Annotated in this window: 16 protein-coding genes; 9 read left to right on the top strand and 7 right to left on the bottom strand. The window is 50.4% G+C overall.

Going from position 1 to position 20,853, the window contains the following annotated elements; translation table 11 throughout:
- Positions 1-45: 45 nt before the first annotated feature.
- From HMPREF9069_RS06345 to uvrB, 4 genes are all read left to right on the top strand, one after another.
- On the top strand, positions 46-798 hold the full coding sequence (locus tag HMPREF9069_RS06345) for an amino acid ABC transporter ATP-binding protein (protein ID WP_035438698.1): 753 nt from the start codon (positions 46-48) through the stop codon (positions 796-798).
- A 61-nt stretch (positions 799-859) separates the two neighbouring features.
- The gene (locus HMPREF9069_RS06340; protein WP_035438697.1) at positions 860-1,618 is read left to right on the top strand and encodes a gamma-glutamyl-gamma-aminobutyrate hydrolase family protein; all 759 of its coding nucleotides are present in this window, start codon (positions 860-862) and stop codon (positions 1,616-1,618) included.
- A 56-nt stretch (positions 1,619-1,674) separates the two neighbouring features.
- Positions 1,675-2,091 (top strand): TFIIB-type zinc ribbon-containing protein, encoded by a 417-nt coding sequence (locus HMPREF9069_RS06335; RefSeq protein ID WP_021626371.1) that lies wholly within the window; start codon positions 1,675-1,677, stop codon positions 2,089-2,091.
- A 6-nt stretch (positions 2,092-2,097) separates the two neighbouring features.
- A complete protein-coding gene (gene uvrB / locus HMPREF9069_RS06330) occupies positions 2,098-4,380 on the top strand; it encodes an excinuclease ABC subunit UvrB (protein WP_021626370.1) in 2,283 nt (760 codons plus the stop codon).
- A gap of 50 nt (positions 4,381-4,430) precedes the next feature.
- Here the strand turns inward: uvrB and HMPREF9069_RS06325 are convergent, their stop codons facing one another.
- The 6 genes from HMPREF9069_RS06325 to HMPREF9069_RS06300 all read right to left on the bottom strand — a co-directional run bounded on the left by HMPREF9069_RS06325 (position 4,431) and on the right by HMPREF9069_RS06300 (position 13,110).
- Positions 4,431-5,903, bottom strand: a complete 1,473-nt coding sequence (locus HMPREF9069_RS06325; RefSeq protein WP_051317812.1) for a polysaccharide deacetylase family protein — start codon at positions 5,901-5,903, stop codon at positions 4,431-4,433.
- Between the two features lie 55 nt (positions 5,904-5,958).
- Entirely contained in the window at positions 5,959-7,659 is a 1,701-nt protein-coding gene (locus HMPREF9069_RS06320) for an NAD(P)/FAD-dependent oxidoreductase (RefSeq protein WP_021626368.1), read from the bottom strand.
- A gap of 18 nt (positions 7,660-7,677) precedes the next feature.
- On the bottom strand, positions 7,678-8,961 hold the full coding sequence (locus HMPREF9069_RS06315) for an aminoacetone oxidase family FAD-binding enzyme (RefSeq protein ID WP_021626367.1): 1,284 nt from the start codon (positions 8,959-8,961) through the stop codon (positions 7,678-7,680).
- 3 nt (positions 8,962-8,964) lie between these two features.
- Positions 8,965-9,834: an Mrp/NBP35 family ATP-binding protein gene (locus HMPREF9069_RS06310; RefSeq protein ID WP_232204053.1), complete on the bottom strand. Its 870-nt coding sequence runs from the start codon at positions 9,832-9,834 to the stop codon at positions 8,965-8,967.
- 100 nt (positions 9,835-9,934) lie between these two features.
- Positions 9,935-12,091 carry an LTA synthase family protein gene (locus HMPREF9069_RS06305; protein WP_021626365.1) on the bottom strand — a complete coding sequence of 719 codons (2,157 nt, stop codon included), beginning with the start codon at positions 12,089-12,091 and terminating at the stop codon, positions 9,935-9,937.
- Positions 12,088-13,110: a glycoside hydrolase family 25 protein gene (locus tag HMPREF9069_RS06300; RefSeq protein ID WP_156894178.1), complete on the bottom strand. Its 1,023-nt coding sequence runs from the start codon at positions 13,108-13,110 to the stop codon at positions 12,088-12,090. The genes HMPREF9069_RS06305 and HMPREF9069_RS06300 overlap by 4 nt, the downstream gene beginning before the upstream one ends.
- A gap of 179 nt (positions 13,111-13,289) precedes the next feature.
- Between HMPREF9069_RS06300 and HMPREF9069_RS06295 the strand changes: the two genes are divergently transcribed.
- The 4 genes from HMPREF9069_RS06295 (at position 13,290) to HMPREF9069_RS06280 (ending at position 16,326) form a co-directional block, all read left to right on the top strand.
- Complete coding sequence (locus HMPREF9069_RS06295; RefSeq protein WP_084170342.1) at positions 13,290-13,658, top strand: ArsR/SmtB family transcription factor; 369 nt, start codon at positions 13,290-13,292, stop codon at positions 13,656-13,658.
- 3 nt (positions 13,659-13,661) lie between these two features.
- Positions 13,662-14,741, top strand: a complete 1,080-nt coding sequence (locus HMPREF9069_RS06290; protein ID WP_021626361.1) for a nucleoid-associated protein — start codon at positions 13,662-13,664, stop codon at positions 14,739-14,741.
- Between the two features lie 107 nt (positions 14,742-14,848).
- Entirely contained in the window at positions 14,849-15,169 is a 321-nt protein-coding gene (locus tag HMPREF9069_RS06285; RefSeq protein ID WP_021626360.1) for a glutaredoxin family protein, read from the top strand.
- A complete protein-coding gene (locus HMPREF9069_RS06280; protein ID WP_021626359.1) occupies positions 15,169-16,326 on the top strand; it encodes a glycerate kinase in 1,158 nt (385 codons plus the stop codon). Before HMPREF9069_RS06285 ends, HMPREF9069_RS06280 begins: the two co-directional genes overlap by 1 nt.
- 35 nt (positions 16,327-16,361) lie before the next feature.
- Here HMPREF9069_RS06280 and HMPREF9069_RS06275 read toward each other — a convergent pair whose 3' ends face one another.
- Complete coding sequence (locus HMPREF9069_RS06275; protein ID WP_156894177.1) at positions 16,362-17,783, bottom strand: lipopolysaccharide biosynthesis protein; 1,422 nt, start codon at positions 17,781-17,783, stop codon at positions 16,362-16,364.
- A gap of 194 nt (positions 17,784-17,977) precedes the next feature.
- Here HMPREF9069_RS06275 and HMPREF9069_RS06270 point away from each other — a divergent pair, with 194 nt between their 5' ends.
- Positions 17,978-20,689, top strand: coding sequence for a phosphoenolpyruvate carboxylase (locus HMPREF9069_RS06270; RefSeq protein WP_035438696.1), 2,712 nt, complete (start codon positions 17,978-17,980; stop codon positions 20,687-20,689).
- Positions 20,690-20,853 lie beyond the last annotated feature (164 nt).

Here is a 20,853-nt window from a genome sequence, read left to right as displayed (position 1 = left end):
TGCGGTCAAGAGAATTTTGAGCTCAAAATACGAAACGGAGTCATCATGAGCAGTACCGAGCAGACCCCTGTCATAGAACTTCGTCATGTTGACAAACACTATGGTCAGCTACATGTACTCAAAGATATCAATTTGGCAGTTAATAAGGGAGAAGTACTCGTAGTTATCGGACCGTCTGGTTCGGGTAAGTCGACTATGTGCCGCACTATTAACCGCCTTGAAAGTATTGATTCTGGCGAAATTCTCATTGATGGTCAGGCACTCCCGCAAGAGGGCAAGGAACTTGCAGCCATGCGTGCAGGATTGGGCATGGTATTTCAGAGTTTTAATCTCTTTGCGCACAAGACTATTCTTGAAAATGTCACGATGGGTCCCATTGAGGTGCTCAAAGTGCCGCGTAAGGAGGCAGAAGAGCGTGCAATGACTTTGCTTGCGCGTGTAGGCGTAGCCGAGCAGGCAAACAAAGTGCCCGCGCAGCTTTCTGGCGGCCAGCAGCAGCGTGTCGCCATTGCACGCTCCCTTGCAATGCAGCCCAAGGCGATGCTTTTTGATGAGCCTACCAGTGCCCTTGACCCCGAGATGATTAACGAGGTACTTGATGTTATGGTTGAGCTTGCGCGTGCAGGCATGACGATGATTGTGGTTACCCACGAGATGGGCTTTGCTCGTCGCGTGGCAAACCGCGTTGTCTTTATGGCGGATGGGGAGATTATCGAGCAAGGTACCCCCGATGAATTCTTTGATCATCCCAAGACTGAGCGTGCTCGTGAATTTCTTGACTCAATTATGGAACACTAGGCCCCTATTGGTGATAGGGTAGTGAGCGTTTGCAAGACGAGCTTTCAAGAAAGGTTGTAGCGTGGATAAGAAGGTCAAGCGTCCAAGGATTTGTATTCCGCCCCGAATGGAAGAGCGGACTGCTCCCGTGCCGGTTGATAATCCACTCACTCCCCTTGAGGGTGGTGCCTCTGATTTTGTTGACGCTATTATCGCTGCAGGTGGTATGCCCGTCTTGATGCCTATGACTCATGACGAATCTTTAATTGCTGAATATGTGGAGCTCTGCTCTGGTTTGGCAATTCCTGGTGGGGAGGATGTGGATCCTAAGCTGTGGGGCAATCAGGATCCTTATGAAGAAAGCCTACTCAATCACGACCGCGATGAGTTGGAGCTTGCACTTATCAAGGGTTTTCGTGGGGCAAATAAGCCCATCTTTGCTACCTGTCGTGGTATGCAGATACTCAATGTTGCCTATGGCGGCAGCCTAGATATGGCCATTGAGAAACGTCAACCTCTGCCCGGAATGATGCTTTGGCATCACACAGGTATCTTGGCATCGCCAGCACATCCCATAGATATTATCGAAGACTCCCTGCTCTATCACTGTGTGGGTGATGTCACTACGGTTCAGGCCAACTCTTCACATCACTGTAGTGTTTTGAAGCTGGGCAAAGGACTCAATCAGGCTGCTCAGGCTACTGATGGCATTCCTGAAGCGATTGAAGATCCTAGTGCGCGTTTTGTACTCGGGGTGCAGTGGCATCCTGAATGTACATGGCGCCGCAATGAGACCGATGCGTGCATCTGGCGTTCGTTTGTTGACGCTTGTAGAGCTTAGCCAGACTGTACACAGCATTCACGTCTATACTTGAGCTTACAGACAAAGGAGCTCCTATGAATGACAAGTTGTATGAGTTGCAGCAAAAAATCAACCTATGGATGCAGGGACGTAATGGCGCTGATGCCCTGAGCAATACCAGTATCTGGTTGGGCATTATCGTCTATATCATCGGATTGATTTCGCATGTAGCTGTGCTGAACTTTATCGCGTTAGCATTGGTGGTTTATGCCTTCTTCCGTATGACTTCGCGCAGTCTTGATGCACGTGCCAAGGAAAATAAGGCGTTTCTCAAGCAGGTTGGTCCCTTGCGTCCTTGGTTTAAAAACCCTGCAGCTGCGTGGAAAGAGTTCCGTAGCTATAAACACCTTAAATGTCCTAATTGTGGTCAACGTATACGTGTTCCTCGCGGTCGCGGCAAGCTGCGCGTTAGCTGCCCCAAGTGCCACCACAAGTTTGAGTGTGAGTCTTAGTTCATCATGCCTGAAGATGCCAAGCATTTCAAACTACAGGGTCATACAGGTGCAGATGCACTGCGAGAGCGCTTTGGCGGGGTGCTAAAGCGCTTTGGTTTAGACCATGGTGATACGCCTCTCAAAGTTGTATCTGATTATGCTCCGGCAGGTGATCAGCCCCAAGCTATCGCGAGCCTTTCTAAAGGTATTCGCGATGGTCTGCGTTATCAGACCCTTTTGGGAGTAACGGGTTCGGGCAAAACCTACACGATGGCAAAAACTATTGAGGAGCTCAATCGCCCGACACTTATCATGGAGCCCAACAAAACGTTGGCAGCTCAGGTTGCAAGTGAGATGCGCGAGCTTTTTCCCAATAATGCCGTTGTCTATTTTGTCTCGTACTATGACTATTATCAGCCTGAGGCCTATGTCCCGCAGACTGATACCTTTATCGAGAAGGACGCTTCCATTAATGAAGAAGTTGAGAAGCTCCGCCATCAGGCAACAAGTTCTCTGCTTTCACGTCGAGACGTTATTGTAGTTGCTTCGGTGAGCTGTATCTATGGTATTGGTAGTCCCCAGGATTATGCGGGTTTGGCGCCTAATATCAGCAAAGATGTGCCGCTTGAGCGCGATGAACTTATTCGCAATCTTATTGATGTGCAGTATGACCGAAACGATTATGACCTTGCTCGTGGTACATTCCGTGTGCGTGGCGACACGGTTGATGTCTATCCACCCTATGCAGACAATCCTCTGCGTATTGCTTTTTTTGGTGATGAGGTAGAGACCATTGCCGAGGTAGATAAGGTAACTGGTGAGATTGTACGCGAATTTGATGCAATTCCCATTTGGCCTGCAAGTCACTATGTGACAGAACAGCCCAAGGTACAGCACGCTCTGCAATCTATTAATGAGGAACTCGAAGCACGCGTGGCTGAGCTCAAAGCAGCAGACATGCTACTTGAAGCTCAACGCCTCTCTCAACGTACAGGTTATGACCTTGAGATGCTTGAAACCATGGGTTTTTGCTCGGGTATTGAGAACTATAGCCGTCACTTGGATGGTCGCAGGCCAGGTGAGCCGCCCTATACTCTTATCGACTACTTTCCCCGTGATATGCTTTGCATTATCGATGAGAGTCATGTGACGGTACCGCAAATCCGTGGTATGTACGAGGGAGACCGTTCGCGCAAGGTGACCTTGGTAGAGCATGGTTTTCGTTTACCATCTGCTTTGGACAACCGACCTCTGCGCTTTGATGAGTTTGAGCAGCGTATTCCTCAGTTTATCTATGTGTCGGCAACGCCAGGTGATTATGAAGAGAAGGTTTCTCAAAACGAGGTTCAGCAGATTATTCGTCCAACAGGTCTGCTTGACCCTACAGTAGATATTCGTCCTGTACGTGGACAGATTGATGATTTGATTGATGAGATCAAGGCACGTATTGCCAAAAAAGAGCGTGTGTTGGTGACTACGCTGACCAAGCGTATGGCAGAAGACCTCACTGATCACCTGCTTGATGAGGGTATTCGCGTTAATTATATGCACTCTGATACCGCAACACTTGATCGCGTAGAGATTATCCGCACGCTACGCGAAGGCAAGATTGATGTCCTCGTAGGCATTAATCTGCTGCGTGAGGGTCTTGATATACCTGAGGTATCGCTCGTTGCTATTTTGGATGCTGATAAGGAAGGTTTTTTACGCAATCGTCGTTCGCTTATCCAGACTATGGGTCGTGCTGCTCGAAATGCCCATGGTGCTGTCATTATGTATGCCGACAAGATGACCGACTCGATGAAGATTGCTATCGATGAGACACGCCGTCGACGTGAGCTGCAGGAAGCGTTTAATGCTGAGCATGGGATTGTGCCGCAAACTATTCACAAGAGCCTTGGCGATATTAGAGGCTTTATTGAAGATGCAGAAGCAACGCTGGCCGGCAAAGATCGTTCTCGTGGTGATACGCTTGGTCATGGAGCCTTTTTTAGCGGACAAGATGGGGCTGCCCCAGAGGCAGCTGAGAGCGACAATCACGTAGCTGCCGAGGTACTTGCAGCAGAACTTGCAGATCTCCCTGCTTCTGAACGCGAATCTTTGCTTGCCTCATTGGAGTCCGAGATGCAGCGGGCTTCGGAGGAGATGGACTTTGAGCGTGCAGCACGGTTACGCGATCAACTGGTAGCCATCCGCACCCGTCTAGAGGGAAGCAGTGCCGAGGACGTTATCGGCCGTCTTAAGAAGACCGATCGTAAGGGTTCTGTTCATGCAACAAGAAGACGATACCGCCCGCGTAAACACTAACGCGTTTGGTACCGTCTGCGCATATACCATCTAAATTTGGATAAGCTGCCTTATGCCGTTGCTCCGTCATCAGACTTGGATTTGTCATCCTTGGTGTCTGTTTTGCCTGCATACTTGCTATTGAGCTCAAACAACTCGTCAATTGTGACAAACTTAAAGCCCTGCTCCTTGAGATAGGGAACAGCATTTTTGACGGCCTCGATAGTCTGAGTGCGGTCTCCGCCACCGTCGTGACAAAGGATAACCTGTCCTGGCTTGGCCGACTTGATGGTGTTTTCAATGCTTTGGGCACCAGGACGACTCCAGTCCTCGGTATCGAGGTTCCAACCAATCTCTGCGTCAATCATGCCACTGAGTGTATTGACAATCTCGCCATAGTAATTGCCGCCAGGTGCACGGAGAATATGGCTCACCTTGGTATCCAGGCAATCTTCAATTGCTTGAATGCCTTTGGTGATTTCGTTTTTTTGTTCTTCAGCGGTCATAAAGGTAAGGTTGACACCCTGACCTGCACCCGCAGCGTGATCCCAGGTATGGGTAGCTACTTGGTGCCCCTCGGCATGTTCACGCTTAACGGTATCGGGATGCTCAACAACCTGATTGCCAATAACAAAGAAGGTGACATGGATATCGTTTTCTTTGAGAACATCCAGCAGCTGAGGGGTGGTCTCCCAAGGACCATCGTCAAAGGTTAAGGCTACGACCTTTTCATCGCCTACATTTGCATTGATGATGTGGTAGCCAGCGTCAATTGGTTCTTTGGTAGTCTCACTGACTGTCTTGCCTGATACCTTGCCAGTACGCGTAGACTTTTCGCCCTCGCTGCCCTTGCTATAAACGTGTAGTGCGCCTCTGAAGTAGCTATCGAGCGTGCTGGAATCATCACTTTTGGTCTCAAAAGGAATCTTTTCGGTCTTTTCGCTATATTCCTCGGTAGTATCGGCACCATCAGAGATGGTTACCACAGCATTAGCAACGAGCTTGCTTGCAGGATTGTTGGTCTTTTTGCCGTTGATAGTGGCGGCAAGCATATCGCCTTTGCCTTCGGCAGCAATACTGCCATCAACTGCCATGAGATTGCCGGGCTTGGGAGAAGCAAGGCCATCTTTGACGACGCCTTGCAGGGTGGTGCCTGCATTGACACGATAGGTAGTTCCATTGATGCTCACATCAAAAAGAGGTGGGTTGCGTACAAGATAGACACCTGTGGCACCTACGCCCGCGACAGCAGCAAGGGCAGCTGCTGCTTTGAAAAGTCCACGGCGAGTCATACCCTCCGAAGATTTGCTGTGTGCATAGGGAGACTGAGACTGCCTGCTATATGCGCTGGAATCCAGCAAATGTGCCTGATTGGAGGCTGTACGCTGAGTATGCTGTGCACGGTTGGTATGAGCAGTTCGACTGGCTCGAGGAGTAGTACCTGCTGCATGAGTGGCGGCGTGGCGCTGAGTCTGCCGTGGCTGAGGACTGGCGTTGGAACGGCTTTGCCTTTGAGGCTGAGGGTTGTGTTGCATCTTATCCATAGTTACCCCTTTGAAACTTTCAGAACTGAACTCCATATTATCAGTTCGTGCAAGTCTAATTCACAGTTTTCCAACTCTCCACCAAAGCAGTTGCAATACGGATACCATCTGTAGCCGCACTCATGATGCCTCCTGCATAGCCTGCACCTTCACCTGTAGGCCATAAACCTGCGCAGGATACAGACTGTAGGTCTGCTCCACGGGTAACACGAACAGGGGAGCTTGAACGTGTCTCTGCTGCAGTAAGAACCGCAGTTTCTTCATTAAAGCAGGACAAACGGCGTCCCAGCAGAGGGATTGCAGCACGAAGCACCTCACTGACATAGTTGGGGAGGCAATTATCAACTTCTCCCCATACCACACCGCGAGGGTAGGTAGGCATTACGTCAGCAGCTCCAGTAGAGGGTTGAGGTGCAAGAAAATCGCCTACTAGTTGAGCAGGGGCTGCATAACTGGATCCACCAAGCTCAAATGCTTTATGCTCACAGCTGCGTTGGAGTTTGATGCCCTCTAAAGGATCGTCTCCTGGCAGATCACTGGGAAAGACATTGGCAAGCAGGCCAGAGTTGGCGTTGATGCCATCACGAGCAGCAAAACTCATACCATTGGTGACAACTGCATCTTTTTCGCTCGTGGCAGCTACCACATAGCCACCAGGGCACATGCAGAAGGAAAATGCACTTCGTCCCCCAATGTGCTCAAGGTTTGAAGGGAGATGAGCAACGAGTTTATAGGGTGCGGCTCCAAGGATTGGATCGCCCGCAAAACGTCCATACTGCGCACGGTCAACATCTGCCTGTAGATGTTCGATACGTACTCCCATAGCAAAAGTCTTGCGTTCAAGGGCAATGTCGTTGTCTTTGAGCAAAGCAAAAACATCGCGAGCAGAATGTCCACAACTAAGTACAACATCGCTGGTATCGATTTGCTCTTCTCGAAGACTGCCGTCAGAGAGAGTTTGAGCTACTTTGACGCTGGTAATACGACGTTCTCCCTTGGTGCCTTTGTAGATGATGTCGGTCATACGACAACGGTAGCGCAACTCTCCACCCAGATCGCAAATACGCTGGGCAATGTGGGTGACAACTTGAGGTAGGACATCACTGCCCACATGGGGATGAGAGTCCCAAAGGATATCTGCTGAGGCACCTGCTTCAACAAAGGTATCGAGCACCAGCCGGTGAAGTGGGCTCTTGGTACCTGTGGCAAGTTTTCCGTCCGAAAATGTGCCTGCACCACCTAGTCCAAACTGGATATTGGATTCACTATCAAGTTCTGCGCCTTGATTGAACGCATCTACCACATGGCTGCGTTGTCGTGCATCGTCACCACGCTCAATCAGAATGGGCTTCAGTCCTGCTTCTGCAAGTGCAAGTGCACAGAAAAGACCAGCGCACCCAGCACCCACAACAACAGGACGTTTATGAGTTAGCATAGCTGGCTCAATGTTTGGCCAGTGTAAAGGCTTTTCCTCTACCAGCTTGACACCACGATTGTCGCGACGATGTTCCAAGCGACGTAGAAGCTCGCGCTCGGCATTGGCCCCACCACGTAGAGTTGCCCTGAGCGTGTAATTGAGCTTTAGGCGGTCTTTCTTGCGTGCATCTATAGAGCGCCGCTGCAAAATGATTGAAGTTATATCATCGGGAGCCAAATGTAGGCGGCGAAGCAGAGCAGCACGGCAGATCTGCGTCTCTGCGGTTTTGTCACCATGCATATCGCGTGGGGAAAGCTGGATACCCGAAACTTCAATCATTTACTTTGCCCCTTACCCTTAATGCAGCTGAGCTGCTGCATTGCCTGCTACCATGCCACTTTTCCATGCCCAGGCAAGGTTAAAACCACCACAATCCGCATCAATATCTAGTGCTTCTCCACAGGCAAAAAGTCTAGGGCAGCTTTGAATCGCAAGCGTTGTCGGTTCAAACTGATTAATAGCAAGACCACCACGGGTGACTTGTGCCAACTCAGGATGAGCAATACCGCTTACGCGTAGCGGGAAGCCCTTTACCAAGGCAAGGGCGTAGCTCAAAGGATCTGCTTGTACATCAGAGCTGGGGGCGTCTGCGCGGTCGTCATCTGCTAGAGTCCATTGCTCGCGTGCAAGCTTGATAATCTGCGCTGCAATCAGAGGGTCAAGTATGCCATCAAGGCACCCATCAACTAGCTCTCCGGTGAGTTTGGGATCTGTAATTTGACGCAGTTCAGAGGCGTTGCAGTCGGGGGCGAAATCCAGTGTAATTACATCACCTGGCTGGGCATGGCGGGAAAGGTTAAAGCATACAATGCCCGAAATGCCGTAGTCCCGCAGTAAGACTTCTCCGCGCTCGCGGGCTTGAGGGAAGGTACCTCGATAGATTTGAGCGATGACTTCGGCTCGTCTCCCGTTTAGGCTTGCAAGTGGAGAATTTTCACATGCAAGAGGTGCGAGTATAGGCGACTCTGCAACTTGTTCAAGGTTCAAGCCTGCGGCAATGCGAGAGCTTGCACCACCACCAACGGCAATAATGGCCGCGTTAGCGATCAGGGAGCAATACTGTGCAGGCTCCCTCGTTTCATCGAGAATCTTGATAGTGCAATTGTCATCATTTATCTCGACTTGCTCGACTTTGCGTCCGCAAGCAACAATCACACCAGCTCGTTCGGCGCGGGCAAGCAGCACATTGCGCACACTAGCTGCCTGACGTGATACGGGATATAGGCGATCCTCTTCAAGTGTCCAGCGCAAGCCGCATGCGTTCCAAAAACCCAATACATCATTAAGCCAGCTGCTGTCGCAAACTTCAGCAACAAATTCAGGATGGTTGTAGCGTTTTGGCGCAAGTGAGATATTGGCCAAATTGCAGCGACCATTCCCCGTAGCAAGAATACTCTGAGCTGCCTGCAGTTTTTGCTCGATAACAACGGTCTTGGCACCTGCCTCAGCAGCTGTAATGGCTGCAACCATCCCTGAGGCACCTCCACCAATGATGCAGACATCACAGTTTTCTGGGAGGGTAGTGTTGCGCGCCTGATCGAGCAGGCGCGCTTGTTTTTGCGCGCGTGAAGATCCCTTCATGTCTTAGTTCCCAAAAAGAGAGCTGGCCTGCACGATGCTATCAACGGCATCTGTCAGCAGATTTTCGGGTAAATCTTGCTCGAAGCTGCCCTTATCGCAGCTTGCTGCCAGTGTGGGATCGATAGGCAGGGAGCCCAATAGGGTCAAGCCATCGCGCTTGGCGGTTTCTGCGGTCTGGCTCGGTCCAAAGACCTCGATATGCTTACCACAGTCGGGGCAGATGGCATAGGCCATGTTTTCCACTAAACCAAGCACAGGGACATCCATCCGGCGCGCCATATTGACAGCCTTGGACACTACCATCTGCACCAAACCCTGGGGTGCGGTAACGATAATGAGACCATCAATAGGTACCTGCTGAAAGACAGTCAGTGCGACATCGCCCGTTCCAGGAGGCATATCGACAAGTAAGTAATCAATCTCACCCCATACGGTCTCTTCCCAGAACTGCTTGAGTACACCCATGAGGATGGGGCCACGCCATAGTACAGGGTCAGTTTCGTTTTCGAGTACGAGGTTGGTTGATACTACGCGGATACCGCCCTTTGTGGTGACGGGAATCATCATATTGAGTTCCGGATCACCCATAATGCGCTCATCTGATAAGCCAAACATCTTGGGGATGGAGGGACCCGTAATATCGGCATCTAGGATACCAACCTTGTATCCCTTGCGTGCAAGTTCGCAGGCTAGAATGCCCGTGACGATAGATTTTCCCACTCCGCCCTTGCCAGAAACTACACCGATAACATGCTTTATGCGACTGTAATCGTTGGTCTTAAAATAAGGAGACTCCTGGGGAGCTTTGCCAAAGGTCGCCTCAACCTCGCGGCGTAGCGCCTCTTCCTCTTCGGGAGTCATTTCATCTGCCATGAAGTATCCTCTCTCGACAACGTTCATCAATGTTTTAATCCTACCCGCTTTGTATGTGCATCACTCAAGTAGAACCAAGCTTTATGTGATTTTTTGGCACCTAAACAAGACTACCAAAGTCTCGGTAGGAGAGATAACGCAGTTCTTGCAGGGTTTTTGCGGCAGCACTGTTTTTATCCTCGTTGAGGCCATGCCATGTACCTTTAAGATCGCAGTAGCCAAAAAGATTGAGTTCGGAGAGTTGATCACGGGCGCCAAGCTGGGCTTTTTGATGCGCAGTGAGTGGTACACCTATCTGCTCGAGACTTTGCGCGGCAAGGTCAGAAGCACTAGCGACTTGGTTTTGCTCTGCTTGGCTGCCGCCCGCGATTTGATAGTTTGCCCAGATGAGGTAGTCACTTTGGTATAGACGCTCCTCGTGCGTCACCGTGTCTTCGCCTGTATAGAGGGCATCGTTTATGGCATTAGAGAAATAGGGCTGATGATCGCCAAAAAAGACAAGCAAAACGGGGCGGTTGAGCTGGCGAAGCTGGTTGACAAAGCCCTTGAGGGCCCGATCGGATTCTCCGATGCAGGCAAGGTATTCTTTGACGAGACCATTAGTGGTGTCATTGAGTTTAGCATTGCCAAAGCTTTTGTATGGCGACATTTTGTCGGCGGGAATACCACCTTGATCGTAGCCACTGTGATTTTGCATGGTGACATTAAAGATAAACTGTGGCTGCCCATCAGATTGCAGCATATCCAAAATCTTGTCGTAGCAAGCTTCATCACTCACGGTATTGTGGAAACTTTTGGCATCCTTAAAATCGTCAATATCGTAGAAGTGCTCAAAACCCATGGCTTTATAGCTGCGGTCACGATCCCAGTTTGAAGCGAGATTGGGATGTATGGCCGAACAACGATAGCCCTGCTTGGCAAGTTGACGGGGCAGAGTTGCAACCTTCTTGAAATCGTAGAGGGTATAAGGATATTTGCCGTTACCCACAAAAGCCATGGATTGCCCTGTAAGGAACTCAAATTCGGTGTTGCAAGTGCCACCACCATTGACGGACACGGCAAGTTTGCCACGGCTGAGGACGTCGGTTAAACCCTGCTTGAAGTACTCAGGTCCTTGGTAGCCGCCAAAATCGTCGTAGAGCGAAAGGTCGGTAAAGGTTTCATTCATGATAACGACGATGGAAGGTTTTTGCTCTTGCCACTGTGTCTGAGCTGCGGAAAGTCCTGTGTTTTTGTCTGCGATTTTTTCATAGCGAGCAACGAGGTCGCTCTCCGCTTTTTTGGCGGCTTCAACAGAATACCCCGCTGGTTTTTTGATGGGTAAATCTTGTGCTTCTGCAATAAAAGAGGGTAGGAAGCAGTACGTTTTGTGATCAAGAAGTTGCCATTCCCACCAATATTCCACCTTGATATGCAATTGAGTTTGGTAGTTAGGGACAAGCAGCACAAAGGCAAGTGCCGCTGCTGTCAGTCCCGCGGCACTCCAATGACGTAATAGACGAGAAGCAAGACTTGTGTGGCTCTGCTCGTGATAAAGAAGTGAGCAGCAGAAAAGGCCCAGCGTCGCACAGATAAAGCCGAGGAGCATATGTGCTTCGAGTTGGTAGTTGTAGCCGCCACTTACCGCTGCAGCAGTACCTGCTGCGTAGAGGTCACCTATGCTTAATACGGTACCCTTGAAAGTCAGTACAAAGCCTTGCACCATTCCAATACAAGTAAAAGTTATCACGACGATAGCTAGGGCAATCCCTGAGCCCAAAAAGAGTTGGTATATTAGGATTAAAACGAGCAGTATGAGCAGTAGCTCCAATGCTGCAGCATGTGGCATAACAAAAGGAAAAAAAGTATTCCAGGTGAGTTCAAGTGCAAACAAGGTGCTGACGCAAATCCAGAGCAAAAGTTTTGCTTGTACACCCAGCCAACTCTTTTTTCCGCGGAGTTTTTCACGTTCGATGTGCCGTTCGTAAAGTTGTGGCGCAATAAGACGACGGCGCAGGCTTGCATGTCCGCAAAACCATAGAGCGTAGGCGCTGATTACAGCGATGAGGACGCTGTCTGTATAAGGCCAGATCAGCAGACAGACAGCAATTATTCCAGCTATGACAGCAAAAAGACCAGCCCAAAGGGTGTCGCTTACCCGTGGCAATTGCATATTGGTTTGCTTGTCTGGGTGTCGACGCGCTTTTGCTATTTCGGCGCAGAGTACGACTGCAGATGCCGTGAAGGCTGCAGCCGAGATGAGCGCCTGCGGTGTCATTTGTTAGCTTTCTTGAGGATGGGTGTGAGATCAAGGTCAAGATCAACGGGTCCCTCAATGCCAGCTACGCTACCTGTGCTGGAGTATTGCCAAATAGCCATCCGAATGGAGGTGGAGGGCATGCTGGCATATTCGGCATACCAAAAACCGCGAGAGGCGAGTTTTTCGGTATCAAAGCCCATGAGTCCGCTGGCATTGCCGTAGACCATAGCAGAATAGCCAGCCTCTTCGATGCGTTCGCAGAAGGCAACGGCAACAGCAGTGCGATCGTCAAAACTCATCTCCTGAACACGTTCGGTTTTGAGGTTGCCTGTCTCAAAGTCAAAAACAACAGGGTAGGAGATAGTGGTATTTTTGATGGCTTTGAGCACGAGATCTGCTTCTTCTCGAGCCTCATCAGCTGTCATTGCTTGAGAGTAAAAATACACACCGACTTTAAGTCCTGCTGCGCTCGCGCCAGCGAGGTTTTTCTCGGCAGTCTCATCCTCAGCAACTTTGCCAATGTCGGCACTGCGGTAGCCTACGCGAATGTAAGCAAAGTCAATGCCGTCAGCAGCAACACGATCCCAGTCAATGGTTCCTTGATGCTGGGAGACATCAATGCCTGTGTAAGAGAGGGTTTTCCCGTCTGAGACATAACTGATACGACCCTTATTGTCGGTTTTAAGCTTTGACCAGTCATAGGGATTGTCATAGAGCTTGGAAGCATCAACACCTGTATTAATCTGGTCGTGAGAGGCGGGTGCCTGACAGGCGACCAGACGAAAAACCATAATGACTGCTGCTACTACTAATACAAGCAATACGGGGAGAAACACAGAGGAACGCCTACGCTCATTGCGGCGACGCGGGTTGACGGTCTTGCGGCGAGCTGCAGCATTACTACGGCGAGTATCAGGACTCTGCCTTGGGGTGGAAGGAGTTGTTCTTCTTCTCGAGCGGGCGGTATTGGCGCTGACGTGTGCGTGACGCTGCCTATCTCTGCGCGCTGGCATTTGCTCGCGTCTTCTAGCTGCCAAAAGCTCACCTCCTTGCCTGCCTTGCGTGGCTTGTGCGTGCAGGCCTCACGTTTTGCTTATCAAAGGCATCGATCTTGAGAAATAGTGTCGATGCAGAGTTCTCACTACTGTAGTTTAGCGCGCCTCTGAAAGACCTGCGATATACTCACAAACCAAGATAAAGTTTATGGAGGATGCTCATGTCTGAAACACCTCATCATGATGAAGAAAAGCCCGCCTTGGTGTCAGATGCCGAGCTTTGTGAGCTGATAGGCGATGATGATTTAATCTATACCGCAACGCAAATTTTTGATGCGCTTTCGGATTACACACGCTTTAGGATTTTGGGGGCACTGTCAATGGGGGAGCGCAGTGTCAAGGAACTCGAAGAGGTATGTAATGTGTCCCAATCGGCGGTTTCACATCAGCTGCGTTTGTTGCGTGACCGCGGTCTTGTGTCGGCCAGGCGCGAGGGCCAGCGTTCGGTGTATACCATTGCGGATGATCATGTAAATACGCTTTTGCGCGTCGGCCTAGAACATGCCGGCCATACGTTTGAGGGAGTTTAGTAGATGCTCAAGGTAGATCATGCAGTGCTGCATGTTTTTGATTTGGATACGGGCTCGTGCATATTGTCCGAACGCGAATTAGATTTGAGCGAGCGTCAGCCGCGCTCGTACGTGCAGCGCATGATGCGCAAGGCAACGGGTAGCCCTGATAACAACACAGCAAGGCTTGATACAGCATCAAACTTGGGATCCGAACTGCCACGTTATGTACAGGGCGCACGAACTCTTGTAGACCTATCGCAAGATATTGCTCGCGAGCTATGGGAACAACTTCGCTTGAGCGAAGAAGCGGCGCCCTGCGATTTGCTGGTAGCCGACTTTACTGATACTGAGGCGGCAAATGCGACTGCAGGGACAAAAATTGATGTTGATGATGACTTGCCTTGGGATGATGAGGAAGTAGAAGATCGTAGTCGCCGTTTCTTGGGCATTATGTTGCTTCCGCGTAAGCGCGCCTTTGTGCATCAGGTGATGGATATGGGTGGTGTCTTGGCAAGTGGACTTTCGACCAATGATACTGCTTTGCCCAATCCTACACAGAAGTTGTCACACTACTTGGTGATTGATATGGATAATCTCGAAGTAGGGATTGTTGACGAAGAAGTGCAGCTTGCAGGCAATCCTGTGCATCTGCTCTCCCAGACCTTGCTGCGCTGTGAGCCAGCGCCTTCCCCGCGCAAGGTAGTAGATACTGTGGTACGTATTGCAGGCGATATTGCCGAGCAATACGGTGAGCCAGCAGCGCTTGCTATGGCTGATGCTAAAGACTATGTGACTCATAGCGCGCAGCAAGATAGTGCGATTACGCCACGCGAGATGGGCGAGCAAGTATTTGCAGACAAGCCCGAGCTCGCAAGTCGTTTTGAAGTGGCAGTGCAAAAGGAAGCTTTGCCCGAAGAAGTTCATTTGCGTGCTTCGGCAGCAAATCGTTTGGCAAAAAGTCACCGTATACGTACTGATACAGGCATCGATATTACCTTCCCGTCTGCTTATGCCTCTGACCAGCACTACATTGAGTTTGCACAGGACAGTGAGGGCGGTATCCAGATTACAATTCATGCAGCGCATATCGAAAATCGCTAATTTTTGCTTGGCCTACTTGGCGATGGTTTGAAAGTAATGTGTGTGGGTAAGTTTTAAATTGGTTTAAGAACTTACAAAGGCGTGTTGCCGATGAGAGATGAGAAGTTATGGCAAAGCTTGAGCTTTTTTATAAACAAAATTGTCCGTGGTGTCACAAGGTCATGGATTTTATGGATGCTCACCATATCAAACTTGAAATGCATGATATTTACGGTGAAGAAGAGGGCGATGTCGAACGTGCTCGCCTGATTGAGCTTGGTGGCAAGCGCCAGGTGCCTTGTCTTCTTATTGATGGCAAGGCTCTCTATGAGTCCAGTGACATTATTGATTATTTGGGTCGTGAGTTTGGCATTGCTGACGATACCTCTGTAGATACGGATATCCCTGCAGGTACTGCCTGCTCGATTGCTGGTGGTTGTAGCTTCTAATGAGTAATCTGCCTAACATCAACACCAAGGTTTTGATAGCCATCGACTCCTTTAAGGGTTCTGCGACCAGTGCAAAAGCGGCTGAGTTAATAGCACAGGGTGTGCAGCGGGCCTGTCCGCAAGCTCACATCCATTGTGTACCTATCGCTGATGGAGGGGAGGGTACGGTTGATGCGCTTTTGGCTGCACGTGGTGGCGAGCGAAGAACGCTCCAGGTAGAAGGCCCTCTTGGGGGACAGATTGAAGTCTCATACGGTATTTTGTCTGATGGCTCTGCTGTTATGGAAGCTGCTTCTGCTGCAGGTATCGGTCTCAGCTCTTGTAGCGAAGAAGATGCATTGCACGCCTCAAGTTTTGGTCTTGGGCAGATGATTTTGGATGCGCTTGACCGTGGGTCAGGTCGTATTTATCTAGGTTTGGGTGGTACTGGCACAAGCGATGGTGGAGCAGGCCTTGCCCAAGCACTGGGTGCTCGCGTGTTGGCGCTAGATGGCAGCGAGGTGAATAGAGGCTTAATTGGCTTGCGTGATGCTGTGCGCATTGACCTTTCTGGTTTGGATTTCCGTCTCAAGGTGACCGAGATTGTTCTGCTGACCGATGTGACAAATCCTTTATATGGACTTGATGGCGCAATACACGTATATGGTCCCCAAAAAGGACTTCCCCAAGACAAGTTGGGCATTTTTGATTCGTGGATGATGCGCTACGCCCATGCGATGATGGAGGCTGTGGGTAAGGATAAATCCCGCATGCACGGTGCAGGTGCTGCGGGGGGTCTGGGGTTCTGCTTGGCTGCTTTGTGTGGGGCTACTCCCAAACGCGGCATCGAAGAAGTGCTTAATGCCATCGATTTTGATCATATGTTGCGCAGTGTTGATTTGGTTATTACAGGCGAAGGCCGCATGGATGCACAAACTGCATCAGGCAAGGCTCCGGTAGGTATTGCTCGTCGGGCGCGTTCGCGCGGCATCCCTGTGATTGCAGTGGTTGGCAGCCGTGCAGACGACCTTGGCGCGGTTTGGGGTCAGGGTATCGACTTGGTAATTCCTGCAGTGACAGCACCCATGACGTTGGAGCAAGCTTGTGCCAGAACAAGCATCTCGTTGCCACTTGCTGGCGAAACTGCTATGCGTGCTTTTATGCTTGGACACCACTGACACACATGATGTTTGTCGATGATTAACAGGGCGCCCTAGGCACGACGACGGATTGTGACATATTGGATGGCGAGCAAGATGAGCAAAACACCCATCGTGACTAGTGAAGCATAGACAGCGCCTCGCAGCTTGAGTACATGTACCAAGCCATATGAAACGGGTACCGAAATTGCAAAACCTAAGGTATAAAGCTTGGTTACCGATTCTTGTTGGCGCAGTACGGTAATAATCTGATACAAAAAGTCGATAGCAGCAGCAAGGCCGCCCGAGATAATCATCGCGTAAATGAGGTCACCAAAACGCTCAAAGTCAACGCCATAGAAGAAACTCATGACTTTGATGCCAATGACACCCATGACCAATGCAACGGCGGCAGTTACGGCGGCAGTGACTCCTAGTACGGCGAGAATGATTACGTCGAAGCGTCTTCTACCACTGGGATCCGCCCAGACATTTGCGAGGCGAACAAGCTGTGGCTTGTAGACAAAGCCGATGGTCATAATGATGGCGTGCGCAGGGAAATAAATTGCGTTGTAGTAGAGCTGGTTGTCATAGGACAAAGCGCCTTCCATTGCAAATTTGGGCATGTTGTCGATAACGGCATAGAGGAAAAGTGCTGCTGCAGCTGGAAAACATTGGATAAAGATCTCGCGAATTTCGACGAATTCGGGTGCGCGCGATTTGGGTGTTTCAAGAAGCGCCAAAGGCAGTGTCGCAAAGAGAAAACTGGCTATAGCACTAATCAAAAGTGCCATACTTGCCATGCCTAAATTGCGGGTCAACAAGAGTACGACGCTGCATGCAATGAAGGTTGCAGATGAGCGCAATGCCTGAGAAATGCCTGCTAGATAGAGTTTGTCTTGCTGTTGTAAGCGTCCTTCATAGACATCGGCCAGTGCGTCTATCATGCGGAAGCCAAAAACACCAAAGCAAATTTGATTCATTTGATGGTCATATCGGTGTAGTGCACACCACGCAACGCCTACAGCAACCATCAAAGCACAGGCCAAGAAACGCTGAATCTGATATGCCGCAAAGCTTTGCTCTTCGTGTACATCAGAAACTTGGAAGGTGCGCGCTCCATAGTTGCCAATAAACATCAACATCATGCCAGTCACGTATGCCATCGAAAACATGCCGGCGCCTTTGACGCCTACTAGCTGCGTGACCACAACTGTTAGAAAAGGAAACTCTGCACCCCAAGCGGCTAGGCCAAGCGAGTTCCAGATGTAGTCGCGCTGTGTGCGTCCTGCTCCATACAGCTCTACAGCATCGCCAAATTCATGGCGGGTAACCGATTGCAGCAAGCGGTCCCACCAACTGTTGATAATGCGTACCAAAGGTGAGGGCTTATGTGCAGCAGGACTTGGTCTGCGGGCATTACGAGCTGCACGAACGCGACGGGCTTGGGCAGCACGAGCACGTCTTTGCTGAATAGTGGAAAATGCTTTGTTCACTCAGAACCCCTTTTGTGGCTGTTTGTCTGGAACTGATTGTAAAGCTCAAGTTTGGATATGACCGTAAATTCTGAGTTTCTTTAAGGTCGAGATAAGGTGACATGTGTGCAACGCGACAAAATCGCGCTATGGTATCTGGGCATGTGCAAAAAGCGCAACAACTTGCGCTCACATACTGCACGGAAGGGGCAACGATGCAAGAACAGGGGAGTACGGTACCCCAGGGTAAAAGTGCTGCTGCACGAGCGTTTGATGCGGTAGATGTGCCCGATCAGATTAAGGACAACCTTTCGCTTTTTCTGCGCTTGGTAAGCACCATCATCAAAGAAAACGATCCAAGCTTGCTTGCAACCTTTGAGGATTTGCTTGCCGATGAGGCGGATTTGGACAACAAGAGCTTAGATGTCAGACAGCGCGAATCGACCTTTGAAGATGCGGTGAGCATCATAGATTCACTGCCGACCGAGCAGGCAACGCTCTTAATGCGTGCGTTTGCAACTTTTTTTCACTGTGCAAATATTTGTGAGGAGAGTTATCGCGTACATGCGCTCAAAGCTCGTGAGGCCGAAACCAAGCCTTCTGTTGAGAGCGATCCTGTTAACGAGCTGACGGTTGCTTATCACGAACTCACTCTTGAGTGTGGTAAAGAGGAAGCAGATCGTCTGCTTGAGCGTCTAGAATTTCATCCTGTGTTTACAGCGCATCCCACTGAGGCGCGTCGCAAGGCAGTCGAGGGTAAAATTCGCCGTATTGCCGATTTGCTTGAGGAGCGTTCGCGTCTATCAGGCATTGGTTTGGTGGAAAATGAACGTCTGATGTTGCAGGAGATTGAGGCGCTGCTGCGTACTTCTCCCATTGCACTCAAAAAACCCACGCCCGTCGAAGAAGCCGATACGATTTTGGGTATTTTTGATGCGACGCTTTTTGATATGGTGCCCGAGGTATACCGCCGTTTTGATGACTGGGCACAAGGAGATAAGGCTGGTTTGCTGCCGCCTAAATGTCCCGCGTTTTTCCATCCTGGGAGCTGGATTGGCTCTGATCGTGATGGTAATCCTAACGTAACGGCCAAGGTTAGCCGTGCTGTAGCTGAGAAATTCCGCGTGCATGCGCTTGAGACTTTGGCGCAGCATACACATGATGTGGGACGCAATATGACGCTTGATGTGTCGACGACTCCGGCGTCTGCAGAGTTGCTCAATTTGTGGAATCATCAAGTCGAAATGAGCGAGGGGCTAACGAGTTCTGCTCTTGAGCGTTCGGCGTTTGAGACCCATCGGGCTGTTATGCTGGTGATTTCCCAGCGTTTGCGCGCAACGGTGAGTCGCACGGCAGACGTGATGTATCCATCTGCGGAGGCATATATAGAGGATTTGCAAGTGGTGCAAAGATCGCTTGCTGCGGCAGGTGCCGTGCGTACTGCTTATGGTCCCTTACAAAAATTGATTTGGCAAGCGCAGACCTTTGGCTTTCATTTGGTCGAGATGGAGTTTCGTCAGCATTCTGTTGTGCATGCTCGGGCGTTGGCGGATATCCATGAACATGGTCGTTGGGGCGAACGTGGTGAGCTTAATCCGATGACTCGCGAGGTGCTGGATACTTTCCGTGCAATCGCGTGGATCCAGCGGCGCAATGGTGTTAATGCTGCGCGCCGCTACATTATCTCGTTTTCTAAAACTGCAAAAGATGTTGAGGCGGTCTACGAGTTGGCGCGTCTTGCTTTTGCACATGCTGAGGATGTACCTACGCTCGACGTAATTCCGCTGTTTGAGCAACTAGAAGACTTGCAGAATGCCGTATCGGTACTTGATGAGATGCTGCGTTTGCCTGCAGTTCAGCGTCGACTTGCCCAAAATGGTCGCAAACTTGAGGTTATGCTTGGCTACTCTGATTCTTCCAAGGACGCTGGTCCTACTGCTGCAACTTTGGCGCTACACCAAGCCCAGGGTGAAATTGCCGTTTGGGCCGAAAAGAATCACATTGACCTAACGCTTTTTCATGGTCGTGGAGGTGCTGTTGGACGAGGCGGAGGCCCCGCAAATCGTGCGGTATTGGCTCAACCCAAGGGCTCCGTTAATTGTCGTTTCAAACTGACCGAGCAGGGAGAAGTCATCTTTGCCCGCTATGGTGATGTGACGTTGGCTCGTCGCCACGTTGAGTCGGTTGCGGCGGCAACTCTGCTGCAGTCTTCACCTGCCTCCGAGTGGACTAATACAAAATCCACCGAGCGCTACTGGTCGATGGCGCGTGATTTGTCTGAGTTTTCACGCAAGCGTTATCTTGATTTGCTTGAAAGCGAGGGCTTTGCCGAATGGTTTTCTACCGTAACGCCTCTGACTGAGATTGGCTTAATGCCCATTGGCTCGCGTCCTGCCAAGCGCGGTTTGGGTGCCAAGTCTCTTGATGACCTGCGTACGATTCCTTGGATTTTCTCTTGGAGCCAAGCACGCGTGAATCTAGCTGCGTGGTATGGCTTGGGTACTGCTTGTGAAAAATTGGGCGACCTTGACAAACTGCGCAAAGCATACTGTGAGTGGCCACTGTTTTCGACCTTTATTGATAATGTTGAGATGTCGCTGGCAAAGACGGATGGTCGTATTGCTCGTATGTATCTTGAGCTGGGTGGACGTGAAGATTTGACAGCAAAGGTGCTGGACGAAATGATGCTGACTCGTCGCTGGGTATTGAGCATTGTTGGCGATGAGTGGCCACTACAACATCGCCGTGTGCTTGGCCCCGTGATTCGTATGCGTCTGCCCTTTGTAAATGCGCTTTCGATTACGCAGGCACGTGCGCTGCGGGAGGTCCGTGGTGGCAAGCTGACCGACGCTGAGCGCGAGCGACTCATCTATTTGATTTTGTGTACCGTATCTGGAGTCGCTGCTGGCTTACAAAATACTGGCTAAGCAGGTGGCTAAGCAGGACGAGTGCGATAGCTGCGCTCACGTCTGCTCCGTGGGCGTTCCTGCTGAGGTTGAGGCTGCAGTGGTTTGCTTGGTGCAGGCGCTTTCTGAACCCGTTATGTTCCATTTAATGCAAACGGTTCAAAAGCGTACCAAACGGCTGAAGA

This window comes from Atopobium sp. oral taxon 810 str. F0209 (assembly GCF_000466405.1).
GTDB lineage: Bacteria > Actinomycetota > Coriobacteriia > Coriobacteriales > Atopobiaceae > Olegusella.
The sequence above is the reverse complement of the archived record's forward strand: the minus strand, read 5'-3'. Positions and strand labels throughout refer to the sequence as shown.

Bases quoted from the DNA above. Each gene is read 5' to 3' on its own strand.
- HMPREF9069_RS06345 (WP_035438698.1), top strand. From the start codon at position 46: ATGAGCAGTACCGAGCAGACCCCTGTCATAGAACTTCGTCATGTTGAC.
- HMPREF9069_RS06335 (WP_021626371.1), top strand. From the start codon at position 1,675: ATGAATGACAAGTTGTATGAGTTGCAGCAAAAAATCAACCTATGGATG.
- uvrB (WP_021626370.1), top strand. From the start codon at position 2,098: ATGCCTGAAGATGCCAAGCATTTCAAACTACAGGGTCATACAGGTGCA.
- HMPREF9069_RS06325 (WP_051317812.1), bottom strand. From the start codon at position 5,903: ATGGATAAGATGCAACACAACCCTCAGCCTCAAAGGCAAAGCCGTTCC.
- HMPREF9069_RS06320 (WP_021626368.1), bottom strand. From the start codon at position 7,659: ATGATTGAAGTTTCGGGTATCCAGCTTTCCCCACGCGATATGCATGGT.
- HMPREF9069_RS06315 (WP_021626367.1), bottom strand. From the start codon at position 8,961: ATGAAGGGATCTTCACGCGCGCAAAAACAAGCGCGCCTGCTCGATCAG.
- HMPREF9069_RS06310 (WP_232204053.1), bottom strand. From the start codon at position 9,834: ATGGCAGATGAAATGACTCCCGAAGAGGAAGAGGCGCTACGCCGCGAG.
- HMPREF9069_RS06305 (WP_021626365.1), bottom strand. From the start codon at position 12,091: ATGACACCGCAGGCGCTCATCTCGGCTGCAGCCTTCACGGCATCTGCA.
- HMPREF9069_RS06295 (WP_084170342.1), top strand. From the start codon at position 13,290: ATGTCTGAAACACCTCATCATGATGAAGAAAAGCCCGCCTTGGTGTCA.
- HMPREF9069_RS06290 (WP_021626361.1), top strand. From the start codon at position 13,662: ATGCTCAAGGTAGATCATGCAGTGCTGCATGTTTTTGATTTGGATACG.
- HMPREF9069_RS06285 (WP_021626360.1), top strand. From the start codon at position 14,849: ATGGCAAAGCTTGAGCTTTTTTATAAACAAAATTGTCCGTGGTGTCAC.
- HMPREF9069_RS06280 (WP_021626359.1), top strand. From the start codon at position 15,169: ATGAGTAATCTGCCTAACATCAACACCAAGGTTTTGATAGCCATCGAC.
- HMPREF9069_RS06270 (WP_035438696.1), top strand. From the start codon at position 17,978: ATGCAAGAACAGGGGAGTACGGTACCCCAGGGTAAAAGTGCTGCTGCA.